This window comes from Aeromonas sp. FDAARGOS 1402, from assembly GCF_019046925.1.
GTDB lineage: Bacteria > Pseudomonadota > Gammaproteobacteria > Enterobacterales > Aeromonadaceae > Aeromonas > Aeromonas caviae.
In genome coordinates, this window is record NZ_CP077201.1 from 167,861 (window position 1) to 190,704 (window position 22,844).

The 22,844-nt window shown below is 65.3% G+C and carries 22 protein-coding genes; 8 read left to right on the top strand and 14 right to left on the bottom strand.

Going from position 1 to position 22,844, the window contains the following annotated elements:
• Nucleotides 1-122: 122 nt before the first annotated feature.
• The 5 genes from phoR to I6L32_RS00790 all read right to left on the bottom strand — a co-directional run bounded on the left by phoR (nt 123) and on the right by I6L32_RS00790 (nt 6,008).
• The gene (phoR, locus tag I6L32_RS00770) at nt 123-1,418 is read right to left on the bottom strand and encodes a phosphate regulon sensor histidine kinase PhoR (protein WP_010673472.1); all 1,296 of its coding nucleotides are present in this window, start codon (nt 1,416-1,418) and stop codon (nt 123-125) included.
• Between the two features lie 72 nt (nt 1,419-1,490).
• Nucleotides 1,491-2,180, bottom strand: a complete 690-nt coding sequence (gene phoB / locus I6L32_RS00775) for a phosphate regulon transcriptional regulator PhoB (protein WP_010673471.1) — start codon at nt 2,178-2,180, stop codon at nt 1,491-1,493.
• Between the two features lie 102 nt (nt 2,181-2,282).
• A complete protein-coding gene (locus I6L32_RS00780) occupies nt 2,283-2,693 on the bottom strand; it encodes a VOC family protein (RefSeq protein ID WP_010673470.1) in 411 nt (136 codons plus the stop codon).
• Between the two features lie 68 nt (nt 2,694-2,761).
• Nucleotides 2,762-4,048 (bottom strand): diguanylate cyclase, encoded by a 1,287-nt coding sequence (locus I6L32_RS00785; protein WP_139700623.1) that lies wholly within the window; start codon nt 4,046-4,048, stop codon nt 2,762-2,764.
• Between the two features lie 283 nt (nt 4,049-4,331).
• On the bottom strand, nt 4,332-6,008 hold the full coding sequence (locus I6L32_RS00790; protein WP_216944517.1) for a sigma-54-dependent Fis family transcriptional regulator: 1,677 nt from the start codon (nt 6,006-6,008) through the stop codon (nt 4,332-4,334).
• A 290-nt stretch (nt 6,009-6,298) separates the two neighbouring features.
• Between I6L32_RS00790 and I6L32_RS00795 the strand changes: the two genes are divergently transcribed.
• Nucleotides 6,299-7,816, top strand: coding sequence for an aldehyde dehydrogenase family protein (locus tag I6L32_RS00795; protein WP_128342544.1), 1,518 nt, complete (start codon nt 6,299-6,301; stop codon nt 7,814-7,816).
• 51 nt (nt 7,817-7,867) lie between these two features.
• Here the strand turns inward: I6L32_RS00795 and I6L32_RS00800 are convergent, their stop codons facing one another.
• The gene (locus I6L32_RS00800) at nt 7,868-8,662 is read right to left on the bottom strand and encodes a helix-turn-helix transcriptional regulator (RefSeq protein ID WP_010673466.1); all 795 of its coding nucleotides are present in this window, start codon (nt 8,660-8,662) and stop codon (nt 7,868-7,870) included.
• Nucleotides 8,663-8,758: 96 nt separating this feature from the next.
• On the opposite strand from I6L32_RS00800, the gene I6L32_RS00805 reads away from it, so the two are divergent.
• The gene (locus I6L32_RS00805) at nt 8,759-9,646 is read left to right on the top strand and encodes a DMT family transporter (RefSeq protein ID WP_041213365.1); all 888 of its coding nucleotides are present in this window, start codon (nt 8,759-8,761) and stop codon (nt 9,644-9,646) included.
• Nucleotides 9,647-9,741: 95 nt separating this feature from the next.
• Here the strand turns inward: I6L32_RS00805 and I6L32_RS00810 are convergent, their stop codons facing one another.
• Both I6L32_RS00810 and I6L32_RS00815 read right to left on the bottom strand, forming a co-directional pair.
• Nucleotides 9,742-10,146 (bottom strand): carboxymuconolactone decarboxylase family protein, encoded by a 405-nt coding sequence (locus tag I6L32_RS00810; RefSeq protein ID WP_139737340.1) that lies wholly within the window; start codon nt 10,144-10,146, stop codon nt 9,742-9,744.
• Complete coding sequence (locus tag I6L32_RS00815) at nt 10,143-11,126, bottom strand: aldo/keto reductase (protein ID WP_201922277.1); 984 nt, start codon at nt 11,124-11,126, stop codon at nt 10,143-10,145. Before I6L32_RS00815 ends, I6L32_RS00810 begins: the two co-directional genes overlap by 4 nt.
• 99 nt (nt 11,127-11,225) lie before the next feature.
• On the opposite strand from I6L32_RS00815, the gene I6L32_RS00820 reads away from it, so the two are divergent.
• Nucleotides 11,226-12,134, top strand: a complete 909-nt coding sequence (locus tag I6L32_RS00820; protein ID WP_216944518.1) for a LysR family transcriptional regulator — start codon at nt 11,226-11,228, stop codon at nt 12,132-12,134.
• Between the two features lie 114 nt (nt 12,135-12,248).
• On the opposite strand, the gene I6L32_RS00825 is transcribed toward I6L32_RS00820, so the two are convergent.
• A complete protein-coding gene (locus I6L32_RS00825; RefSeq protein ID WP_039039279.1) occupies nt 12,249-12,941 on the bottom strand; it encodes a response regulator in 693 nt (230 codons plus the stop codon).
• A 3-nt stretch (nt 12,942-12,944) separates the two neighbouring features.
• Entirely contained in the window at nt 12,945-14,510 is a 1,566-nt protein-coding gene (locus I6L32_RS00830) for a sensor histidine kinase (protein WP_041213369.1), read from the bottom strand.
• A 258-nt stretch (nt 14,511-14,768) separates the two neighbouring features.
• On the opposite strand from I6L32_RS00830, the gene slyA reads away from it, so the two are divergent.
• The 4 genes from slyA to I6L32_RS00850 all read left to right on the top strand — a co-directional run bounded on the left by slyA (nt 14,769) and on the right by I6L32_RS00850 (nt 17,881).
• Nucleotides 14,769-15,242, top strand: coding sequence for a transcriptional regulator SlyA (gene slyA / locus I6L32_RS00835; RefSeq protein WP_010673459.1), 474 nt, complete (start codon nt 14,769-14,771; stop codon nt 15,240-15,242).
• Nucleotide 15,243: 1 nt separating this feature from the next.
• Complete coding sequence (locus I6L32_RS00840) at nt 15,244-16,299, top strand: HlyD family secretion protein (RefSeq protein ID WP_010673458.1); 1,056 nt, start codon at nt 15,244-15,246, stop codon at nt 16,297-16,299.
• Between the two features lie 10 nt (nt 16,300-16,309).
• Nucleotides 16,310-17,338, top strand: a complete 1,029-nt coding sequence (locus I6L32_RS00845; protein ID WP_010673457.1) for a DUF2955 domain-containing protein — start codon at nt 16,310-16,312, stop codon at nt 17,336-17,338.
• Between the two features lie 183 nt (nt 17,339-17,521).
• On the top strand, nt 17,522-17,881 hold the full coding sequence (locus I6L32_RS00850; RefSeq protein WP_010673456.1) for an MliC family protein: 360 nt from the start codon (nt 17,522-17,524) through the stop codon (nt 17,879-17,881).
• Nucleotides 17,882-17,939: 58 nt separating this feature from the next.
• On the opposite strand, the gene I6L32_RS00855 is transcribed toward I6L32_RS00850, so the two are convergent.
• The 4 genes from I6L32_RS00855 to nrdD form a co-directional block, all read right to left on the bottom strand.
• A complete protein-coding gene (locus I6L32_RS00855; RefSeq protein WP_125117442.1) occupies nt 17,940-18,332 on the bottom strand; it encodes an energy transducer TonB in 393 nt (130 codons plus the stop codon).
• 133 nt (nt 18,333-18,465) lie between these two features.
• Nucleotides 18,466-18,636, bottom strand: coding sequence for a YqaE/Pmp3 family membrane protein (locus I6L32_RS00860; RefSeq protein ID WP_010673454.1), 171 nt, complete (start codon nt 18,634-18,636; stop codon nt 18,466-18,468).
• 57 nt (nt 18,637-18,693) lie between these two features.
• The gene (gene nrdG, locus I6L32_RS00865) at nt 18,694-19,203 is read right to left on the bottom strand and encodes an anaerobic ribonucleoside-triphosphate reductase-activating protein (RefSeq protein ID WP_125117443.1); all 510 of its coding nucleotides are present in this window, start codon (nt 19,201-19,203) and stop codon (nt 18,694-18,696) included.
• 110 nt (nt 19,204-19,313) lie between these two features.
• Nucleotides 19,314-21,431: an anaerobic ribonucleoside-triphosphate reductase gene (gene nrdD, locus I6L32_RS00870; RefSeq protein ID WP_041214709.1), complete on the bottom strand. Its 2,118-nt coding sequence runs from the start codon at nt 21,429-21,431 to the stop codon at nt 19,314-19,316.
• Nucleotides 21,432-21,870: 439 nt separating this feature from the next.
• Here nrdD and I6L32_RS00875 point away from each other — a divergent pair, with 439 nt between their 5' ends.
• Nucleotides 21,871-22,839, top strand: a complete 969-nt coding sequence (locus tag I6L32_RS00875; RefSeq protein ID WP_125117444.1) for an ABC transporter substrate-binding protein — start codon at nt 21,871-21,873, stop codon at nt 22,837-22,839.
• Nucleotides 22,840-22,844 lie beyond the last annotated feature (5 nt).

Consider the following 22,844-nt stretch of genomic DNA (forward strand, 5'->3'; position numbering starts at 1 on the left):
CTGGCAGTGACAAATTTATGGAATTTATATGACACTTTGATGACATGGGCCGAGAGTGGCCCGGATGAAAAAAGGGCTGCGATGCAGCCCTTCTCTCGTTGCTAACACATTGACACAAAATATTATTTCACCAGCACCATGCGGGCGGGAATGAGAAAGCTGAAGCGGCTGCCCGCACCGACCCGGCTCTCGATATCGAGATGGGCATCGTGATGACTCAGGGCATGCTTGACGATGGCAAGGCCGAGCCCGGACCCTCCGGTGTGGCGCGAGCGGGCCTTGTCGACCCGATAGAACCGCTCGGTGAGCCGCGCCAGATGCTCGGGGGGGATCCCCTCCCCCTCATCCTGCACCGCAAACAGCGCCATGCTCCCCTGCTTGCGCCACTCCACGGTGATCTTGCGCCCCGCCGGGGTGTAGTGGATGGCGTTGTAGACCAGGTTGGAGACGGCGCTGCGCAGCTGATCCTGATCCCCGCGCACCAGCAGATTGGGCTGGACCATGAAGACGATCTCGTGGGCCCGCTCGCCGGAGAGCGCCCGCGCCTCCTGCTCCAGCAGCCCCAGCATGGCGGGCATGTCCACCAGATGGGAGAGATCCACGGTGGGCGCCGCCTCGATGCGCGACAGGGTGAGCAGCTGGTTGACCAGATTGTCCATGCGGATCGTCTGCTCCATCATCACCTTGTGCGCCTTGGCCCACATGGCGGGGGGCGGCGGCTCCTCGGTCATCTCCAGATACCCCTTGAGCACGGTGAGGGGGGTGCGCAGCTCGTGAGAGACGTTGGAGACGAAGTGCTTGCGCGTCTTCTCCAGGCTGCGCAGCCGGGTCACATCCCGCACCACCAGCATGGCCTGGTCCTCCGCATAGGGCATGATGCGAAATTCGAGGAACTTCTCCTCGTTGATGGGGGAGTGCATCTCGAACGGCTCGTCATACTGCCCCTTGCCCAGATAGGCGACGAAGGCGGGGTGACGGATCAGGTTGCCGATGTGCTGGCCGGCATCCTCGGGCCAGCGAAAGCCGAGCAGTTGCTCCGCCAGCCGGTTGCACCAGAGGATGCTGCCGTCGGTGCGAAACACCACGGCCGCATCGGGCAGCGCCTCCGCCCCTTCCCGAAAGCGGCGGATGAGGCCCGCCAGCTCCCGGCGCCGGGCCCGGTGACGCTGCTGCAACTTGTAGATGCCGTTGAAGATGTGCTCCCAACTGCCGCTGCCGTGGGGCGGCACCAGGCTGCGATCGTGCCACAGCCAGTCCGACAGCCGCTTCTGGAAGCGGTAGTGCCAGACCAGGTGCACCACAGTGGCCACCAGCAGGCAGAGAACGAGATGATCGATTAACCAACCTACCAAGACGAAGGGGCTGTAGAAGAACGCCATTCGCCACAACTGTCGCCGCCAGGCGTAAGGTTGCAACATTAAGATCTCCTAGAGACAGCAAAGAGCCGGGTCCAATGCCCGCCGGCAGGCGCTGGCGGCACTGGCCCTGGCCTAGAGACGGGTCGAGAAGCGGTAGCCGGCCCCGCGCACCGTCTGGATCAATCTGTCGTGCCCCGTCTCTTCGATGGCCTTGCGCAGGCGGCGAATGTGTACGTCTACCGTCCTGTCCTCGACATACACGTTGGTACCCCAGACGTTGTTGAGCAACTGCTCGCGGCTGTAGACCCGCTCGGGGTGGGTCATGAAGAAGTGCAGCAGCTTGAATTCGGTCGGCCCCATGTCGAGGGCCTTCTCCTCGGCACTGACCCGGTGGGAAACGGGATCCAGCTTGAGCCCCTGCACCTCGATCACCTCGTCCACCGAGGTGGGAGAGACACGGCGCATCACGGCGTGCAGGCGGGCGGTGAGCTCCTTGGGGGAGAAGGGTTTGGTGATGTAGTCGTCGGCACCGGCCTCGAGCCCGCGCACCTTGTCCTCTTCCTCGCCCCGGGCGGTCAGCATCACCACCGGGATCTGGCGAGTCATCTCATCCTGCTTGAGCTGCTTGAGGAACTGGATACCGCTGCCGCCTGGCATCATCCAGTCCAGCACGATGAGTTCAGGGTAGGGTTCGCGCACCTTTGCCAGTCCATCGGCGTAATCTTCTGCTTCTACTGTTTCATATCCCTTCTGCTCAAGCACGAAGCAGAGCATTTCGCGGATCGGTGCCTCGTCCTCGACCACCAGAATTCGCTTAGCCATATCCCTTCTCTCTCCTCTGTGAAGATGGGTGCGCCAATTATTAGAACTTTCTGTGACACTTTTATGACTTTATGACGGGCGGGATGATAAACGTTTTCAGATTCAGTTGGCAGCAGCGAGTTGCAGCAGGTCCCAGCGATTGCCACTGATGTCCTCGAACACCACCACGGTACCGTAAGGTTCGAGGCGCGGCTGTTCACAAAAATGAACGCCATAGGCCTGCATCCGCTCGTAATCGCCCCAGAAGTCGTCGGTCTCAAGGAACAGGAAGACCCGACCGCCCCCCTGGCGACCGATGGCGGCGCGCTGCTCCTCGTTGGCCGCGCGGGCCAGCAGCAGGGCGGAGCCGGGAGCCCCCTTGGGAGCGACCCGCACCCAGCGTTTGCCCGGTTTGCCCGGCTCGTCGAGGGGGGTGTCTTCCAGTAGCTCGAAGCCCATTCCCCGGGTGAAGAAGGCGATGGCCTCGTCGTAATCCGCCACCAGCAGCGTCAGGGCGCCAATGTGTTGTGCCATGGCATCTCTCCTCAGATAAATGATGGGGCGCATGATAGCCCCGCACGGCCATGGGCTCCAGCGCCGGATCAGTCGGGCGCCACCTCCACCCGGTTGCGACCATTCTGCTTGGCCTGATAGAGCGCCTCGTCGGCCCGCTTGAGCGCCTGCTCCAGGCTATCCTTGCGCCGCTCGGCCACCCCGAAGGAGGCGGTGATCCCGAGCCCCAGCGGCCAGTGCCTGTACCCCTCCAGCGCCCCTCTCAGCCGCTCCGCCAGGGCGGCGGCCCGTCCCTCGTCGTAATGGAGGCAGACCAGCACGAACTCCTCCCCGCCCCAGCGCACTAGTCGGCACAGGCTGTCGCAATGGCGCAGCAGCTCGCTCACCATGTGCTTGAGCACCTCGTCCCCCACCGGGTGGCCGTGACCGTCGTTGACCCCCTTGAAGTGATCGATGTCGATGTAGATGAAGGAGAGCGGCATCTCGCCGAGCTCCCCGAGCAGCTTTTCGCCGCCGAGCCGATTGAGGGCCCCGGTCAGGGGATCGTAACGGGCCTCCTCCTCGGTGCGCCGGTTCTGCTCGCACAAGCTCGCACTCAGGGCTTCAGCCGCGAGGCGCGCCTCCCTGGCCTTGCGCAGCCGATCGCCAAACATCAGATTCTGGACCAGGAAGAGCAGCACGCCGTAGACAAGCCACCCCAGCAGCAGATAGCGATAGAAGTCCCCCGGCTTGCACCAGCGGCCATAGAACTCCAGTCGCTCGAGCCGCAACCGGTACTCCCCCGGCAGCATCTTGTCATCGGAGGCGATCTCGATGGCGTAAACATGGTGCAGATCCGGCCCCTGCTGGACCAGCGGGATGTCGTACTGCTGCACCCACCAGGAGCTGGGGGCAAAGACATTCAGGGGGACATCCTGCTCACGACCAAAATCCCTGGCGGTGAAGAGCACTTCGTTGAACTTGTGGGAACTCTCGTCTTCCCGCGTCGAGTAGACGGGATCGTAGTTGCGCAGATAAAGGCGCCAGGCCTGTACCCCCTGCCCTTCTACATCCAGCCTCACCCGCACCCCGGTGAAGCCGGAGAGATCCAGCCCCTGCTCGGGATCGGTCAGGGTCAGAACCAGCTCGCAGAAAGGATAGGCATATTGGCTTCGCAGGGTGCACTGGATGGCGGGTCTGTCGCCCCCCTGACTCAGGGTGGCAACGGAGGAGCCCTTGTGGGCCCTGTCATCCTGGGCACGCACGGACAAACCGGCCTGGCTCAGGATGTCGAGCCGCCGCTCGGGTCCGAATTCGAATAACACCATGGCCAGCAGGCTCGCCGCCAGCAGGCACCAGAACAACAGCGTCGTCATGCGGGAATAGGAAGGGATCATCGGCATCACACCTGAAAAAGGGCTTTTACCCTACACCTTGAAGCGCCGGACCGCGCTGATCCAGATCCAAGGTTATTACACGCGCCGCACCGGGCGCAGACGAGTGCCGACTAGCCGGCACGGGCCCCATGGGGCGCAAGCGGCATCGGCCAACAGCCGGGAGAGAGGCGGGGGGCCTCGTCGGTCGTAAGATGGATCATTGCGCACTCCCTGCGATGGAAACATAACGAAAAAACGTCCTTGCCACCGCAGTCTACACAAGCGCTGGACGGCGCGACACCCGTTACCCCTCCTCCCGCAGCGCCCGATAGAGGGTGGTGCGACTGATGCCAAGACGGCGCGCCGCCTCGCTCACGTTGCCGCCGCACTCCGTCAGGGTCTGCTGCACCCGCTGCCGGCTCTGCTCGCGCAGGGTATTCCCTCCCAAAGGTGAGCTCGCTCCCCCCGCCACGGCGGGCAGATGCAGATGGGCAGGTTCAATCCAGCCCTGCCCCTCTGCCAGTACACAGGCCACCTCCAGCGCCTGTTTGAGCTGGCGCACGTTGCCGGGCAGCGGGTGGGCCAGCAACCGCTGCTCCGCCTCCCGGCTCAGTTGTAGCGCCGGGTCCATCTGGGCGAGCAGGTTCAGGATCAGCCCCTGACGCTCGGGCACCGACCAGGCCCGCAGGGGGGCCAGTTGCTGGCGCCAGCCGCAGATGCGGTAGTAGAGATCTTCGCGAAAGGTGCCGGCCGCCACCATGGCCGCCAGATCCCGATGACTGGCGCTGACCAGCCAGAAATCCACCGCCTCGGGTCTGTGGCTGCCCACCGGGGTGACGACGCGCTCCTGCAACACCCGCAGCAGCCGGGTCTGGGCCTGGAGCGGCAGCTCGCCAATTTCATCCAGCATCAGGATGCCGCCGTGGGCGGCGCGCAGATAGCCCTGGCTGCCCTGGCTGCGGGCACCGCTGAAGGCCCCCCCCACATAGCCGAACAGCTCAGCCTCCACCAGCTCCGCCGGCAGGGCGCCGCAGTTGACGCACACCAGAGGCCGCGCCCGACGGCTCGATCTAGCGTGCAGGGTGCGCACCAGGTGCTCCTTGCCGCTGCCGGTCTCCCCCTCGATGAGCAATGAGATGCCCCGCTCCAGCATCTTGAGCGGCACCTGCTGCGCCTGCGATCCCCCCTCCTCAACCGCGCTCGGCAGGGGGAGCCTGGCGGCGCGCTCCCCCGCCTCCGGCACCAATCGCAGCCCGCGGCGCTCGCGCAGCAGCTGCTTGCCGTCGAAGGGGTGCTGGCCGAGCCAGAGCCGACCGGCCCGGTTGGCCCCGAGCAGCTCGCCCCCCTCCCCCAGCAGCAGGCGGGCAGACCAGAGACTCTGGGGATCGAGATCCACCAGCCAGCCCGGCTGGCGGGCCAGCAGGGCGTTTTCCAGGGTCATGGCCAGGAGGCGCACGGTGCCCAGCATGTCGCCGCCGTGGTGGGCCGCATCGGTGGAGATGTCGAGCACGCCGAGCAGCTGCCCGTCCGGCCCGAGCAGGGGACAGGCGCTGCAACTGAGAAAGCTGTGCTGGGCGAAGAAGTGCTGCGCCCCCAGCACCTGTACCTCGCTCTGCTCGGCCAGCGCGGTGCCGATGGCGTTGGTGCCCTTGCTCGCCTCCCCCCAGCGGGCGCCGCTGCGCAGGAAGATCCGCTCGGCATGACGGGCAAACCGGTCGTCTCCGCTCACCGCGAGGATGGCCCCCTCGCCGTCACACAACAGCAGACGACAGGGTCTGCCCGCCAGCAACTGGCCAAAGAGCGGCAGCACGAAGCGCTGGAAGCAGGCGATGAGCGTCCTGTGCTGCTCCTGGCGAGCCGACAGCTCCCCCTGGGGCAGCAAGTCCAGCTCGGCGCTCTGCTGGCGGCTCAGCCCCTGATGCAGGCAGCGCTCCCAGGAGCGCTGGATTGGGCTGGCACCGGATTGAGGCAACTCGCTCATCACACCTCCTTCTACACACTCGCGAATAGGGCCGCCTTGGGGGAGCGCCTTCATCACGTCTCCTGTTCACAAACTGCACAGTGTCACACCCGATGTTCAGAAACGGCACAGTTCGGGGGCCGTCTTGGGGGGCACTGGTTAACCAAGATACCCCTTGGCACCCCGTTTGATAACGTTTTTGCAACCTTTTTGTGTAGAGCGCCACCCGCTGGCACGCCCCTTGCGATGACAGGAAGCAACCGGACTGCCCGCCAGGCCGGTCAGGACCACACACACATAAGGATGATGAGATGATTTATACCGCTCCCGGTCAGGCAGGTGCCCTGGTCAGCTTCAAATCCCGTTATGACAACTTCATCGGTGGCGACTGGGTGGCGCCGCGCGCCGGCCGCTATTTCGAGAACATCTCGCCGGTGGATGGCCGGGTGTTCTGCGAGGTGGCCCGCTCCGACGCCGCCGACATCGAGCTCGCCCTGGACGCGGCCCACAAGGCGTTCGCCAGCTGGAGCAAGACCAGCGTCACCGAGCGCAGCAACCTGCTGCTGCGCATCGCCGATCGCATCGAACAGAACATTGAGCGGCTTGCCGTCGCCGAGACCTGGGAGAACGGCAAGGCGGTGCGCGAGACCCTGGCCGCCGACCTGCCCCTGGTGGTGGATCACTTCCGCTACTTTGCCGGCTGCATCCGCGCCCAGGAGGGCTCCGCCGCCGAGCTGGACCAGAATACCGTCAGCTACCACTTCAAGGAGCCCATCGGCGTGGTCGGCCAGATCATCCCGTGGAACTTCCCCCTGCTGATGGCCGCCTGGAAGCTGGCCCCGGTACTGGCGGCCGGCTGCTGCAGCGTGCTCAAGCCCGCCGAGCAGACCCCGGTCACCATCATGCTGATGATGGATCTCATCAAGGACATCCTGCCCCCTGGCGTGGTCAACGTGGTCAACGGCTTCGGCGCCGAGGCGGGCCAGGCGCTCGCCACCAGCAACCGGATCCAGAAGCTCGCCTTCACCGGTTCAACTGAGGTGGGCGCCCATATCCTGCGCTGCGCAGCCGACAAGCTGATCCCCTCCACCGTGGAGCTCGGTGGCAAGTCCCCCAACATCTACTTCGCCGACGTGATGCAGCACGAGAGCAGCTACATCGACAAGGCGGTGGAAGGGATGCTGATGACCTTCTTCAACCAGGGGGAGGTGTGTACCTGCCCCTCCCGCGCCCTGGTGCAGGCCAGCATCTATGACGACTTCATGGACCGGGTGCTGGCCCGCGCCCGCACCATAGTGCAGGGCAACCCCCTCGACACCACGACCCAGGTGGGGGCCCAGGCGTCCCGCGAGCAGTTCGACAAGATCCTGAGCTACATGGAGATCGGCCGCGGCGAAGGGGCCAAGATGCTGCTGGGCGGCGGCCCGGCCAGGGTGAGCGGGCTGGAGGGGGGCTTCTACATCCAGCCCACCATCTTCTCGGGCCAGAACAAGATGCGGGTGTTCCAGGAGGAGATCTTCGGGCCGGCGCTCGGGGTCACCACCTTCAAGGACGAGGCGGATGCCCTGGCCATTGCCAACGACACCCAGTACGGGCTGGGGGCGGGCCTGTGGACCCGGGACAGCAACCTGGCCTGGCGCATGGGGCGCGGCATCCAGGCCGGCCGGGTCTGGGTCAACTGCTACCACGCCTACCCGGCCCACGCGGCCTTTGGCGGCTACAAGAAGTCGGGGATCGGTCGAGAGACCCACAAGATGATGCTGGACCACTACCAGAACACCAAGAACCTGCTGGTGAGCCACGACATCAACCCCCTCGGCTTCTTCTAAGCCCATCCCATGATCCACAAGGGCGCCTGCGGGCGCCCTTTTTCATGCGGTTCAGGCCACGGGTTGGCCCAGTTGCTGGCGATAGCGCTGGGGGGCGCAGCCCTGTTCCCGCTGGAACATGGCGATGAAGGCCGAGGTGGAGGCGTAACCGAGGCGCCAGGCGATCTCCTGCACCGGCATCTCGCCCCGCAGCCAGTCCAGCGCCTTCACCAGCCGCAGCCGGGTGCGCCACTGGCCCAGGCTCATGCCAAGCTCCTTCTGGCAGCGCCGCGCCAGGGTGCGCTCCGTGGTGTGCAGCGCCCTGGCCCACTCCACCAGCGTGCGGTTGTCCTCCGGCGCCGCCTGCAATGCCGCCAGCAAGGGGGCCAGCAGGCGATCCCGGCTCTGGGGCAGGTAGCTCGGCTGGCAACGGGTGCGGGCCAACTTCTCGATGAAGAGCTCACCCTGACGGGCATCCCACTCATCCTCCATGTGGCCGACCCGGCGCTGGGTGAAATCCTCCAGCAGGGCTCGAAGCAAGGGGGTGAGCGCCAGCAGCTGGGGTTCCCGTGGCAGGCGCGGCGCCAAGGCGTGGCTCACGTAGATGGAGGTGTAATCCAGGGTCTGCTCGTTGAAGGCGGTGTGGGGCAGGTCCGCCGGCACCCAGATGAGGTAGTCCGGAGGCGCCACCAGCCGCTCTCCCCCCACCTCCACCACCATGACCCCCAGGCTGATGAGGCTGAGCTGACCCCAGGGGTGGGCGTGCTCGGCACAGGCGTTGCCCCCCTGGATCTGGCTGTAGCGAAAGTAGAGGGGGTTGGGGTCGGCCAGCAGGCGATCCTGCTCGGCCAGGGTGAGGGTGCCCATGCAGATTGTCCCAAAGCGGTTATGACATGTCTTATTTACGCTACTTGCCTCGTTCAAGACAAGGCTAGACTCTCCCCATCGTACCAAGGAGTGCCTATGCCTTTTCTCTTTCCCCTGCTCGCCATCCTGATCTGGGCCGCCAATACCGTGGTCTCCAAGGCCGCCGCCGGCGTGCTGGATCCCGCCGCCATCTCCTTCTATCGCTGGGTGATCGCCGCCCTCGCGCTCTCCCCCTTCTGCCTGCCGCAGCTCTGGCGCCGCCGGGCCGACATCCGCCCCTGGCTCGGCAAGCTGCTGGTGCTCTCCCTGCTCGGCATGGTGCTCTACCAGTGCCTCGCCTACTACGCCGCCCACAGCACCTCGGCCACCAACATGGGGGTCATCGGCTCCCTGCTGCCCCTGCTCACCCTGCTCATCGGGGCCTGCTGCTTTGGCCAGAAGCCGGGCAAGCAGGCGCTGCTCGGCATGAGCCTCTCCCTGTTCGGGGTGCTCTGGCTGCTGGGTCAGGGCAACCTCCTGGCACTGCTGCACAGCGGCATCAACCCCGGCGACGGCATGATGCTGCTGGGGGCAGCCAGCTATGCCCTCTATGGCCTCTTGATCCGCCGCTGGCAACTGCCGTTCGGCCCCTGGCTCAACCTCTACCTGCAGATCCTGCTGGCGGTGCTGCTGCTCATCCCGGTGGCCCTCTCTGCCGACTCCCTGGCCATTCCCGCCCAGGGCTGGAGCATGGTGCTGTTCGCCGGCCTCGCCTCCTCCATCTTCGCCGCCTACTGCTGGATGCGCGGCCTCGCCACCCTGGGGGCGGAGCGCACTTCTGTCTTCATGAACCTGATGCCCCTGTGCACGGCCCTCATCGCCGTCATCACCCTGGGGGAGCCCATCCACGGCTATCACCTGCTGGGGGGCGGCCTCATCCTGACCGGGGTCATGCTCTCCCAGCTCAAGCCGAGGGTACGCCGTCCTCTGCCGGAAGGTGCTTGAGCCGGCCAGCACCATGAAAGAAGGGAGCCTCGGCTCCCTTCTTGCTTCCCCCGTCAGGGCACGCCTGACCTTTTCGCCCTGGTGGCGTCTCCTCCTTAATCCCTGCGCCCCCTCCCCTTGTCATGGGCGGCGAAGGCGCTGCGGGCCGCACGGATGCCATTCATGCAGGCGGGCACTCCGGCATAGACGGCGACCTGGAGCAGGATCTCGATGATGGTCTCCCGGCTGACCCCCACATTGAGGGCGGCCCGGATATGGAACTCGAGCTGTCCGGGCGCCGTGCCCATCCCCATCAGGGTCGCCACCGTGAGCATCTCGCGGGTGCAGAGATCGATGCCGGGACGGGCGAGCACATCGGCAAAGGCAAACCCCAGCACCAGCTCGGCAAGCTCGGGTGACAGGGCATCCAGGCTGGCGGCGACCCGCGTGGGCGCCTGGGGATCGAGCCGGGCCAGCAGCGCGAACGCCCGTTCACGGCGATCCGTGTGCGAGCCGCTCATGCGTTCACCCCCTTCATCCCCTCGGCGGTATAGCGCTCCCCCGCCACCGGCAGGGTCCGGATGGCCTGGCCCAGGGCCCCGAGCTCCGCTGGGGAGAGGCGCACCGAGAGGGCGCCGAGGTTATCCGCCAAGTGGGTCAGGCGCCGGGTGCCGGGGATGGGCACTATCCCCTCCCATTGCGCCAGCAGCCAGGCCAGGGCTATCTGCGCCGCCGAGCATCCCTTCTGCTGCGCCAGGGCCATGACCGCCTGCACCAGGGTGCGGTTGGTGGCGAGGTTCTCCCCCTGAAACCGCGGCAGACTGGCCCGAAAATCCCCTTCCTCGAACACCGCCTCCTGCTGGTAACGCCCGGTCAGAAACCCGCGCCCCAGGGGGGAGTAGGCCACCAGACCAATCCCCAGCTCCCGGCAGGCGGGCAGCACCGCCGCCTCCACCTCCCGCGTCCAGAGGGAGTATTCGGTCTGCACCGCCGCCACCGGGTGCACGGCATGGGCGCGCCTCAGGGTGGCCTCGCTCACCTCGCACAGACCGATGCGGGCTATCTTGCCCTCCTGTACCAGCTGCGCCAGCCCGGCCATGGTCTCCTCGACGGGATGGGCCGGATCGAGGCGGTGCACATAGTAGAGATCGATCTGCTCGATGCCGAGGCGGCGCAGGGAGCCCTCGCAGCTCTGACGCGCATAGCGGGCGCTGTTGTCGAGGGTACGCCTGTACTCCCCGTGCTGGCGCACGATGCCAAACTTGGTGGCGACCTTCACCTGCCCCCGCCGGGTCGCGAGAAAACGCCCGATCAGCGCCTCGTTGTGGTGGGGGCCGTACATGTCGGCGGTGTCGAGCAGGTCGATGCCCCGCTCCACCGCCTCCGCCAGCACCCGCAAAGACGTCTCATCGTCCCGCGGCCCGTAGAATTCGCTCATCCCCATGCAGCCCAGCCCCAGGGCAGAGACCTGCAGGTTGGCTCCCAGTGTTCGTCGTTGCATCGCATTTTCTCCCTGACAAGTTGCAGGGGAGTATGGTCTTCCGAAAATGAATGAGATATAGAGATAACTGGCAACCTATTTTCCGATTATGGAAACACTATGCACGATCCCCTGCTCTGGGACGACGCCCGCGTCTTCCTGGCCATCGCCCGCAGCGGCACCCTGAGCGGTGCCGCCCACGCCCTTCGCATGGGGGTGGCCACCGTCTCCCGGCGCCTGGACCGGCTGGAGGCGGCCCTCGGCCTGCCCCTGTTCAGCCGCCACCAGCAGGGCTATCGCCTGACCGACGACGGGGAGGCCCTGCTTGAGCGAGCCGAGGCGCTGGAACATGCGGGGCTGGCCTTTGGCGAGGCGGGGCAGTTGCAGGGACAGGTGGCCGGCACCGTGCGCCTCGCCACCGCCGAGAACCTGGCCAATCCCCTCATCATCCCCTCCCTGCCGACGCTCTTTGCCCAGCACCCCGAGCTGAAGGTGGAGCTGGTCACCGGGGTGCAGACAGTGAACCTGCACCGGCGCGATGCCGATCTCGCGGTGCGCATGGTCAAGCCCGATGCCGGCCACCTCACCCTGCGGCGCCTGGGCACCCTGGGCTTTGGCCTCTACGGGACCGGCGCCTACCTGGATGCCCGCAGCCCCGGGCTGGATGCCGCCAGCTTCGATCAGGATGACTTCATCGGCTGGAACGAAACCCAGAGCCACCTGCCCGCCGCCAGATGGATGACCCGCATGCTGCGCGGCCGCCCCTGCCGGGTGGAGACCGGCACCCTGGCGGCCCAGCTCGCCGCCGCCCAGGCCGGTCTGGGGCTCGCGGTGCTGCCCCACTACCTGGCCCGCCAGACGGATCTGGTCTGCCTGCTGCCGGAGCTCGGGGTGGATCAGCCCATCTGGCTGGTGCTCCACAGCGATCTCGCCCACTCCCGGCGGGTGCGGGCCGTGGCGGATCACCTCATCGCCCTGTTCGAGCGCGCCCGCTCCGCCCTGCACCCCTTCTCGGGCGACCCCAGATAGAGGGGCCGGGTCGCATCGGGGTAAAACAAAAGGGAGCTCAAAGGCTCCCTTTTATCTGCGCAGCCTGCGCAGCATGGTGTGCGCGGCCTCTTCGGCGTTGTGCCCGCGACGGGGTCACGACTCCCGGCGCCAGTGGTAACGCCGCTCCGGGCGGCCACGCTGGCCGTAGTTGAGCTCCACGTCCAGCCGATCTTCTGACTCCAGAAACTCCAGGTAACGGCGGGCCGTGGTGCGACTCAGGGAGAGGCGCAGGGCCACGGTGTCGGTGGAGAAGGTGTTGTCCGGCTCCCCCGCCAGCAGATCCAGCACCTGGCGCAGGGTGATGGCGTCGATCCCCTTGGGGGTTTCCCGCGCCTCCCGCCCCTGGTTGCGCGCCTTGCCCATCAGGCGGTCCAGGTCGCTCTGGGCCAGCTCCCCCGGCTCGCACAGGCGGCGATGCAGGACCAGGATCTCCTCCAGGCTCTGCTGGATGCGAAACAGCCGCAGCGGCTTGATGACGTAGTCCTGCACTCCCAGGTTGAGGGCCTGCTGTATGGTCTCCACGTCGCAGGAGGCGGTCACCATCATCACCATCACCTCCCGGTTGTGGCTGCGCAGCCGGCTCACCCACTCCAGGCCCGAACCATCGGGCAGGGAGATGTCGACCATCAGCAAGCGGGGCTCGCTCCCCGCCATCAGGCGATCCGCCTCGGCCAGGGTGCCGGCCCGCCCCATCAGGGAGAACCCGGCCGTGGAGGAGACCAGCTCCCCCAACATGGCGCCTATCCGCTCGTCATCCTCGATAATCAGCGTGAAGATTGGCTTCATGACTTACACCAATTGGTTTTTATTCAAATAGATACCGAACAGGGTCGTCTGCTCGGCGGTGCGGCGCCATTCTATCACGCCCCCCCGCCTGGCCACCGTCTTCTTGACCAGGAAGAGGCCGACCCCGTGATCCCCGGTCTGGCGGCTGACACCGTAGTCGAACAGGTGATCCGCCAGCGCCTCGTCCACCCCCTCGCCACTGTCCTCCACCTCGATCACCAGCCGCCGCCCCAGATCATCGAGGGAGAGCAGCACCCTGGGCGCGGCATGCTCGCGGTTCCCCCAGGCGGCGCGAATGCCGTTGTCCAGCAGGTTGCCGATGCAGGTGATGAGATCCGCCGACACCTCGGCCGGATACTCCCCGAGGGCCGACCCCGCATCCAGCACCAGCTCCACCCCCAGCTCCCGCGCCCGGCTGAACTTGCCGAGGATGAGCCCGGCCACCGGCTTGTTCTCGATGACCCGCAGCAGATCCTGCAACATGTTCTGGCAGGCTTCGTTCTCCTGCTGGATGAGGTCTACCGCCTGATCCACGTGGCCGAGCTGGAGCAGGCCGGAGAGGCTGCTGAGCTTGTTGGCGAATTCATGGGTCTGGATGCGCAGCATCTCGCCGTACTGGCGCAGGTGGGTCACCTGCATGCCCAGGCTGCCGGTGCCGTCTGGCCGGCTGAAGATGAGCATGCGCCCCGGCTCGCGACCGCTGAGCTCCTGCCAGTGGCCGACGAAGTCATCCCCCTGCACGGTGAACCTGACCGCCCCCCCTTGCTGCAACGTGGGCACGAGACCGGGGGCCAGCTCCGCCAGGGAGCGGCCCAGCAGGGCGTGGCGCCCGGTGCCGGGCAGTCGCAACTGATAGAAGGCGGCGCTGTTGAGCATGGTGATCCTGTGCTGGTTGTCCAGGGCCACTATCCCCTCCGAGATCCCCTCCAGCACCAGATCCTGCTGGGCGAAGCGATTGGCGATGGTCTCCGGCTCCAGATCCAGCAGGGTGCGGCGCAGCAGGTGCTGCACCCAGAGCGCCAGCAGCAGGCCGCACCCCAGCACCGCTGCGATGGCGCCGACCAGCAGGGCGATCCGCTCCTGATAGGTGCCCTCCACGGTGCGCATCAGATAACCCACCGCCACCGCGCCGATGGCCTGGCCATCGGGCCCCACCACGGGAGCGAAGCAGCGGATGGCGGGGCCCAGGGTGCCCACGTCCCGGGAGCAGTAACTCTCGCGCGACTGGAGTGCAGGCCAGATGTCCTCCCCCCGGAAGGTCTGGCCCACCAGCTCGGGTGAGGGGTGGCTCAGGCGCCTGGCATGTTCGTCGGTCACCACCATGTAGGCGGCGTCGGTGCGGCTGCAGATCCCCTGCACATAATCCCGCAGCCCGGGATCGCTCCCCTTCTCCAGGGCCTGGACCACCCGGCTGTCCGCCGCCAGCACCCGGGCCAGATCGCTCCCCTTCTCCTTCAGGTTGTTCTCCAGCAGGTGGCGCATGAAGAGGGCGAGCAGACAGCCCAGGATCAGGATCAGCAGCAGTGACAAGCCAAGCGAGAGGGTGACTAGCTGGTGGCGCAGTTTCATCGTTCAACCTTGCAGCGGACGGGAAAGCCCAGGGTGAGGGTGTCCCCCGGCCGGGTCAATGGCCAGCCTGGCGCACCTCAAAGGTGGCCACTCTAACGCCTCCTCCGGCCGTTGTCGGTTAGCTGGCCCGCAAAGCCATATAAAAACTTAAACACCACGGCCCGGGCAAAAAACCTGAACGTGAGCTGTATCACACTATTTACTTAGCCTGCGAAATAAATATAATACTTCGCAAGCTAAGTAATTGAGGTGCCCGTCATGAAAAAGGATCTGGAGATGTTGCGAGAACTCTCCCTCGCCGAGCAGCTGGGGCGATTGCACCGGCTCTGGCGCACCGTGGCCGATCTCGAGCTGGCGCCTCTGGGGCTCACCCATCCCCGCTGGACCGCCCTGTGGAAACTCAGCCGCCTCGGCGGCCACCTCAGCCAGAAGACCCTGGCCGAGGCCCTGGAGATAGAGCTCCCCTCCCTGATGCGGACCCTGGGTCAACTCGAGGAGCAGGGGCTGATCGAGCGCCATTGCTGCAGCCAGGACAAGCGGGCCCGCATCGTCACCCTGACCCCGGCGGGCAAGGCGCTGCTCGATCAGATCGAGGGCCGCATCATCGCCGTGCGCCGGGAGCTGCTCACCGGCATCAGCCAGCAGGAGCTGGCCCAGTTTGAAGACATTGTGCACCGCATCTCCGCCAACGCCCTTGGCAAGATAGCCGCACAGCATGAAGAGAGAGAATAAGATGACACCGGATCAACAATTCAAGCGCTGGATAAAGTGGGCCATCGTCTGCTTCGTCCTGGTGTTTGGCTACTTTCTGCTGGCCGACATCAAGATGCCCCTGACCCCCCAGGCCATGGCCACCCGGGTCGTCACCCGGATGGCCCCCCAGGTCAGCGGCAAGGTGGTCGAAGTCGCCGTCGCCAACAACCAGCACGTCAAGCAGGGGGATCTGCTCTTCGCCCTCGACCCGGAACCCTTCCAGCTCGCCGTGGATCAGGCCAGGCTCGCCCTGGACCAGGCCAGGCAGCAGAACCGCCAGCTGGACGCAACCCTGACCGCCTATGAGGCGGAGTACAGCTCGCTGCGCACCCAGGCCGACCAGAAACAGCGGGAAGCGGCACGTATCGACGCCCTCTACCGCCGTCACATGGTCTCTGAGCAGCAGAAAGATGACGCCGACAGCGCCGCCCGCACCGCCCGTGCCAACCTGCTCGGCAGCCAGGCCCGGGTAGAGCAGGCCCGCGTCAACCGCGGCTTGCCAGGGGAAGACAACCTGCTGCTGCGCCAGGCCCGCAACCGCCTCGCCCAGGCCGAGCTCAACCTCGCCTACAGCCGGGTTCATGCGAGCCAGGACGGCATCATCACCAACCTGCAGCTCAAGCCTGGCAGCGTGGCCAATGCAGGCTCCCCCCTGCTGGCCCTGGTCTCCGAGCAGGTGGACGTGATCGCCGATTTTCGCGAGAAGAGCCTGCGCCACGTCAGCGCCGGCAGTCAGGCCCTCGTCGCCTTCGACGGCGAGCCCGGTCGTCTCTATCCTGCCCGCGTCGCCAGCCTGGATGCCGGGGTCAGCGCCGGCCAGTTTGACGCCAACGGCCAGCTTGCGAACCCCGTCGAGTCCGATCGCTGGGTACGGGATGCCCAGCGCCTGCGCCTGCACCTGACCCTGGAGCAACTGCCCGCCCACCTGCCGGCCGGGGCCCGCGCCACGGTGCAGCTGCTGCCGGACAACACCCTGACCGGGCTGCTGGCCCGCGGCCAGATCCGTCTGCTCAGCCTGCTGCACTACATCTATTGAGATGACGACCATGAACCTGTGGCACAGACCCCTCACCCCCAACGAACTGCGCCAGTGTCTGCGCATCGCCTTTGGCTGTACCCTGGGGTTTGTGCTGTGCAAGATCTTCGGCTGGAGCAACGGGGTCTTCTTCACCGTCACCCCGGTGCTGCTGCTCGGCCTGGTGCCGGTGATGAACGGTCACGCCGCCCGCCAGCTCATCGCCTCCGCCGCCATGTGCGGTCTGGAAGTGGGGCTGCTCGGCGGCCTGTTCGGCGGCCACCCTGGGCTCATGACCCCCCTGGTCTTTTTGCTCTTCCTCTACCGTTTCGCCGCCATGTCCCGGGGCAGCCTGTTCCTGTTCGGTGCCAACGGGGTGCTCAGCCTCAGCATCATGCTGCACTTTGCCAGCTACCCCGGGATTGATCTGAACGACCTCATCTTCAGCAATCTCTGGGCCAGCGTCCTGTCGGTGCTCATCGCCTATCTGATGACGGCCCTCATTCCGGACGTGGAGGAGCGCCCCAGGCCGGCCCCCTCCCCCAAGGCGCCGCACCGGATGCGCCACGAAGCCCTGCTGGGGGCGTCCATCGCGACCCTCTCGTTCCTGGTGTTCCAGATCTTCGATCTGCGCGACTCCATGTCCGCCCAGGCCACCACCCTGCTGCTGCTCTTCCCCATGCACTGGAACGGCGCCCTGGACTATGCCCGCAAGCGGGCCATGGGCACCCTGCTGGGGGTGAGTTTCGGCATCCTGGGGCAGCTGGTGCTCTATGACTGGTCCGGCTTGCTGCTGCTGGTGACCCCGGTGCTCTGGCTCGGTGCCATGCTGTTCAGCTATGCCCATGTGAAGGAGGCGAGCGGCTCCGGAGTCGGCTTCGGTGCCCTCACCACCCTCGGCATCCTGTTCGGCCAGTACCTGACCCCGGGCAACGACCTGGTGTTCAGCGCCCTCTATCGGGTGAGCAGCATCCTCTTTGCCATCGTGGTCACCCTGCTCGCCTGCTACCTCATCCACCGGCTGCTCAATCGCTTCGAGGCGACACGGTTCGGCCACTGACCCTTTTCTGCAGCCATTGGATGGCTCCCTTTCGCCCCGCTTGCCTGCCGGGGCGTTTTTTTGCCTGCCCCACGGACCAGAGGGAGACGGACGCATCCCGACGCAGGGCTCCCGCCACGAGGTTGCAGTTGTGCCTCATCCTGTTAGGCTCAAGGCCATATGACACCGTTGTGAGGATCAAACATGAAACACGCCAAGCTCTTTCTACTGGGGGCGGGCGCCATCACCCTGCTCGGCGGCTGCGATCTGGGCAGCGGCAAGCTGGGAGTGACCGGCGGCGATCCCGTCACCTATCTGTGTGAACAGAACCAGAAAGTGCAGGTTCGCTACTTCTCCCTCTCGGACGAGAGCCTGAACTTCGTCAAGCTCTCCCTCCCCGATGGCAAGGATTACACCCTGCCTCAGGCGGTTTCCGCCTCCGGCGCCCGCTATACCGACGATCACGAGGTGGTCTGGTGGAACAAGGGCAAGGAGGGGTTCGTCGAGATGCGTGATGACGCCGGGGAGTGGCAGAGCCGCTACAACGACTGCAAGGAGCAGTGATCCGCGCCGTCATGGCACACAGCCCACACGAAACACCCCGGCCTGGCCGGGGTGTTTGTCATTTCACTTCCACTTCAAATCGGGCCACAACCCGAGCCGGAATGGCTTGCTGATTCTGCTCCGATGGCCGGTAGCGCAGCTGCGCCAGCCCGGAGATGGCGATGAGATCCAGCACGCCGGGAGGCTGGGACTCCAGTACCTCTGGGCTGAACAGCGTGCCATTGGAATCGATGAGGTAGCGAAGGGTCACATACCCCTTGACCGGCCTCTTCGCCGGCAGCCCCCCGACCGGGTTAAACCTGATGGCATCCCCCACCAGCACCCAGTATTCGGGCAGCGTTTCCCAGGTGACATCCACCGGAGGCTGATTCAGCTTGGCGGTGGGGCTGGCACAGCCCCCGAGCAGGGCCAGGGCGGCCCACAGCAACAACCCTTTCACACGCACTGACATTCCCTCTTCGTTGTATCACTCGACTCCATGAGCGACGCGCCAGTGTCAGGCAAAGGGGCTCATCCGGGAAGCCCCCATCTGGCAGGCAAAAAAAAGCCAACCCCGGAGGGCTGGCCTTGTGATCTCTCACGGCTCAGGCGCGCTTGTCGCTTACCACCAGCCAGAGGGCATGAACCATGCCGGGCAGACCGCCCAGCAGGGTCAGCACTATGTTGATGAGGAAATGGAGGCTGAAGCCTACCTGGATAAAGGCGCAGACCGGGGGGAGAAAGATGGCCAGCAGGATCTTGAGCAGATTGTTCATCGGGATTCCTCGTGTAAACAGCGCTTGGGGTTGGCCTAACCATAAACACCCAAGGCCTCAACTGCAAACCAGACAGGGGATCCGCTCTCCTCCTTTCCGCCAGGCGTTGAGGTCGTGAACCATCTGGTTGCTGCTGCCACGCCAGAGCAGACCGGGATCCGCCAGGCCCTTCTCGAACCTGCCATCCACCAGCACGTCCAGCAAGGCCACCAGCTCCCGCTGGGCCGGGCTGAGATCGGCCAGCAGATAGCCGGTCCAGCACCAGATGTCCTTGCCGGGGCACTCGGCCCGCACCCGCTTCACCAGCGCCAGCACATGCGGCACGTTGGCGGGGTGGAGCGGATCGCCGCCGGAGAGCGACAGTCCGCGCCGCTTGATGCGGCTGTCGTTGAGATCGTGAATGATGCGATCGCTCATCGCCTCATCGAACGGCTTGCCCCCATCGAGCCGCCAGGTGCTCTGGTTGTAGCAACCGGGGCACTGGTGCTCGCAACCCGACACGAACAGGGTGGCGCGGGTGCCGGGGCCGTTGATCACATCGACCGGGTAGTACTGGTGGTAGTGCATTCGAGTTCTCTGGGTTAACGGCCAACCCCCTCCCAACCTCCCCCTTCGAAAGGGGGAGGAGCTTCTTTGCCCCCCCTGCCAAGGGGAGGGCTGGGGTGGGGTCTGCTCGCTTACATATGCTTGACGCGGCGTTTGACCTCTTCCTGCTTGCCCGCGTTGAAGGGGCGCGCATCCGGGCTGCCGAGATAGCCGCACACCCGGCGGGTCACCGACACCTTGGCCGGGTCGTGGTTGCCGCAGCGCGGGCAGGTGAAGCCCTTGGAGGTGCACTCGAACTCGCCGGTGAAGCCGCAGTCGTAGCACTCGTCGATGGGGGTGTTGGTGCCGTAGTAGGGCACCTTGTCATAGCTGTAGTCCCAGACGTTCTCCAACGCCTCCAGGTTGTGCTGGATGTTGGGGTACTCGCCGTAGCAGATGAAGCCGCCGCTGGCGATGGGCGGATAGGGCGCCTCGAAGTCCAGCTTGTCGTAGGGGTTCACCTGCTTCTCCACGTCCAGGTGGAAGCTGTTGGTGTAGTAGCCCTTGTCGGTCACCCCGGCCACCACGCCAAACTCCTTGGCGTCGATGCGGCAGAAACGGGTGCAGAGGTTCTCGCTCGGGGTGGAGTAGAGGCTGAAGCCGTAGCCGGTCTCCTCCTTCCACTCGTCGGTGGCCGCCTTGAGCCGCGCGATGATGGCGATGGCCTTCTGGCGCAGGGTCTCGCTGTCGAACAGGTGGACGTCGGTGCCATAGAGGGCGTTGATGGTCTCGTGTACCCCGATGTAACCCAGCGAAATGGAGGCGCGGCCATGTTTGAAGATCTCGCTGATGTTGTCATCGGCCTTGAGGCGCACCCCGCAGGCCCCCTCCATGTAGAGGATGGGGGCGACCCGGGCCTTGACCCCGTCGAGGCGCTTGATGCGGTACATGAGCGCTGTCTTGGCCACCCGCAGGGCGGCATCCAGTTTGTCCCAGAAGTCGGCTTCATCGCGGGATTTCAGGGCAATGCGCGGCAGATTGAGGCTCACGACACCTAAGTTGTTGCGCCCCTCGTGGACCAGCTCGCCATTCTCTTCGTAGGCACCGAGGAAGGAGCGGCACCCCATGGGGGTCTTGAAGGAGCCTGTGACCTTGACCACCTGGTCGTGGTTGAGGATGTCCGGGTACATCCGCTTGGAGGCGCATTCCAGCGCCAGCTGCTTGATGTCGTAGTTGGGATCCCCCTGCTTGTGGTTCAGGCCATCCTTGATGGCGAACACCAGTTTCGGGAAGACGGCGGTCTTCCTGTTCTTGCCAAGGCCGGCGATGCGGTTGCCTAGGATGGCGCGCTGGATGAGGCGCGATTCCCAGCTATCCCCCAGGCCAAAGCCGAAGGTGACGAACGGCGTCTGACCGTTGGCGGTGTGCAGGGTATTGACCTCGTATTCGAGGGACTGGAAGGCATCGTGGCACTCCTTCTCGGTGCGGGCCATGGCGTAGGCGTCCACATCCTGGATCCCCCACTCCTCGGCCACCTCCCGGTGCTTGTGCCAGCTGATGGTCACATAGGGTGCCAGCACCTCGTCGATGCGGTTGATGGTGGTGCCACCATAGATGTGGCTCGCCACCTGGGCGATGATCTGGGCGGTCACCGCAGTGGCGGTGCTGATGGATTTGGGAGTGTCTATCTCCGCGTTGCCCATCTTGAAGCCGTGGGTCAGCATCCCCTGCAGATCGATCAGCATGCAGTTGAACATGGGGAAGAAGGGGGAGTAGTCGAGATCGTGGAAGTGCAGGTCGCCGCTCTCGTGGGCCTGTACCACGTCACGGGGCAGCATGTGACTGATGGCGTAATGCTTGGCGACAATGCCCGCCAGCAGGTCACGCTGGGTCGGGATCACCTTGGAGTCCTTGTTGGCGTTCTCGTTGAGCAGGGCCGCGTTGGTCTGCTCCACCAGACCGCGGATCTCCTGGGCCAGACGACCCCTGGCCTCGCGGGCCTGATCCCGGTCGTGACGGTATTCGATGTAGGCACGGGCGATGGCCTTGTCGTCGGAGGCCATCAGGTGGTTCTCGACCCGGTTCTGGATCTCGTGGATGTCTACCTCCCCTCGCCCCTCCAGCTCCTGGCTGACAGCGGCGGCAATGCGCTCTGCCAGCGCCGGACTGGCCTGATTGACCGCGGCCGCCGCCCGGCTGACCGCATCGCGGATCAGTTGGCCATTGAATGGTGCACGACATCCATCGCGTTTGATCACTACCGGTTTCATCGATTTTCCCCGTATTGAAAGACCTGGTGGCCACCCTCGGCTCACCCTCGTTGAGTCCCCTTCTCCACGCCCGTCCCCGGCGCAAACAAGGTCAGCCAAGGCTTGAAACACCTGGGCTGACACTGAGAGGGTGACCACTTATGCACAGCTTTATGACACTATATATGGGTATTTTTTTTATGCTTACCCCTATATGTGGGGTCTATTAGGCACCAAAGCGGTACCCTGTTTCTTGATCCAGAACAGGTTTTGGAAGGAGTGGGGCAGTTCACGACCAGCGCCAAAAGAGACTATCTCTGTGCATCCCAGACGGGATGCGGGCTCCCGCCCGGCAAGGGATAAAAAGAGAGGGGCACGCCTTCCGACAACAATTGACCGAGGCGCCAGAGAGCGGGAGAGCACATACTGGGGAACAGTCTGTCCCTTGCGGAAAACACACGTGACCAAGGTCTTGCTCCTGCTCTCTCTCCTCTCCCTCCCGCTGCTGGCCGCCGAGATCCTGGTGATCAGCAGCTATCACCAAAGCAACCAGTGGGATCAGAGCTACAGTGCCGGCCTCGAGAAACACCTCAAGCAGGCGCATCACCTCGGCTATCTCTATCTGGACACCAAGCGCCAGCCCGGCCAGACCCGTGACGAACTGCTCGCCAAGGGAATGGCCGCCTACCGGACCCATCAGCCGGCGCAGGTGATCTTGGGGGATGACAACGCCATCAACGCCCTCGCCCGACCCATCGCCGCCCGGGGAACGCCCATGGTGTTTCTCGGGATGAACGAGAATCCGCGCTCCAAGGGGCTGGTCGGCCACCCCCTGATCACCGGCGTACTGGAACGCCCCCTGCTCAAGCGCAGCATCAGCGAGATGAGTCAGTTGATGGGAGGGCTGGAGCGTGCCCTGGTGCTGTTTGACGAAAGCGAGGTGTCCCGCACCGCCGTCGCCCACGAGTTCAAGGGGCGAGGCGAGCTGACGATCGGCCAGACCCGGGTCAGCAGCCGCCAGTTCACCGACTACGGACGCTGGCAGGAGGCAGTGCTCGCCAGCCGGGAAAATGGCTATCAGGCGCTCTTCCTCGGCCTCTACCACACTCTCACCGACGCTCAGGGCCAGCATGTAAGCGAGCAACAGGTACTGGCATGGACCAGCGCCAACAGTCCGGTGCCACTGTTCTGCTTCTGGGCCTTTGCAGTGGGCAGGGGAGCCGCCATCGGCGGTCTGGTGCTCGACGGCCACAGCCAGGGAGAGAGAGCCGCCGAACTGGCCAATGCCATCCTCTCGGGCACGGCGCCCGGCGCCCTCTCCCCCCGCGCCGCATCCCGCGGGGAATATCTGTTCAGCAAGAGCGAACTGGCACGCTGGCACCTGACGGCTCCCGATGCCTGGCAGGACAAGGTGAGCTACATCGAGTGAGCCCA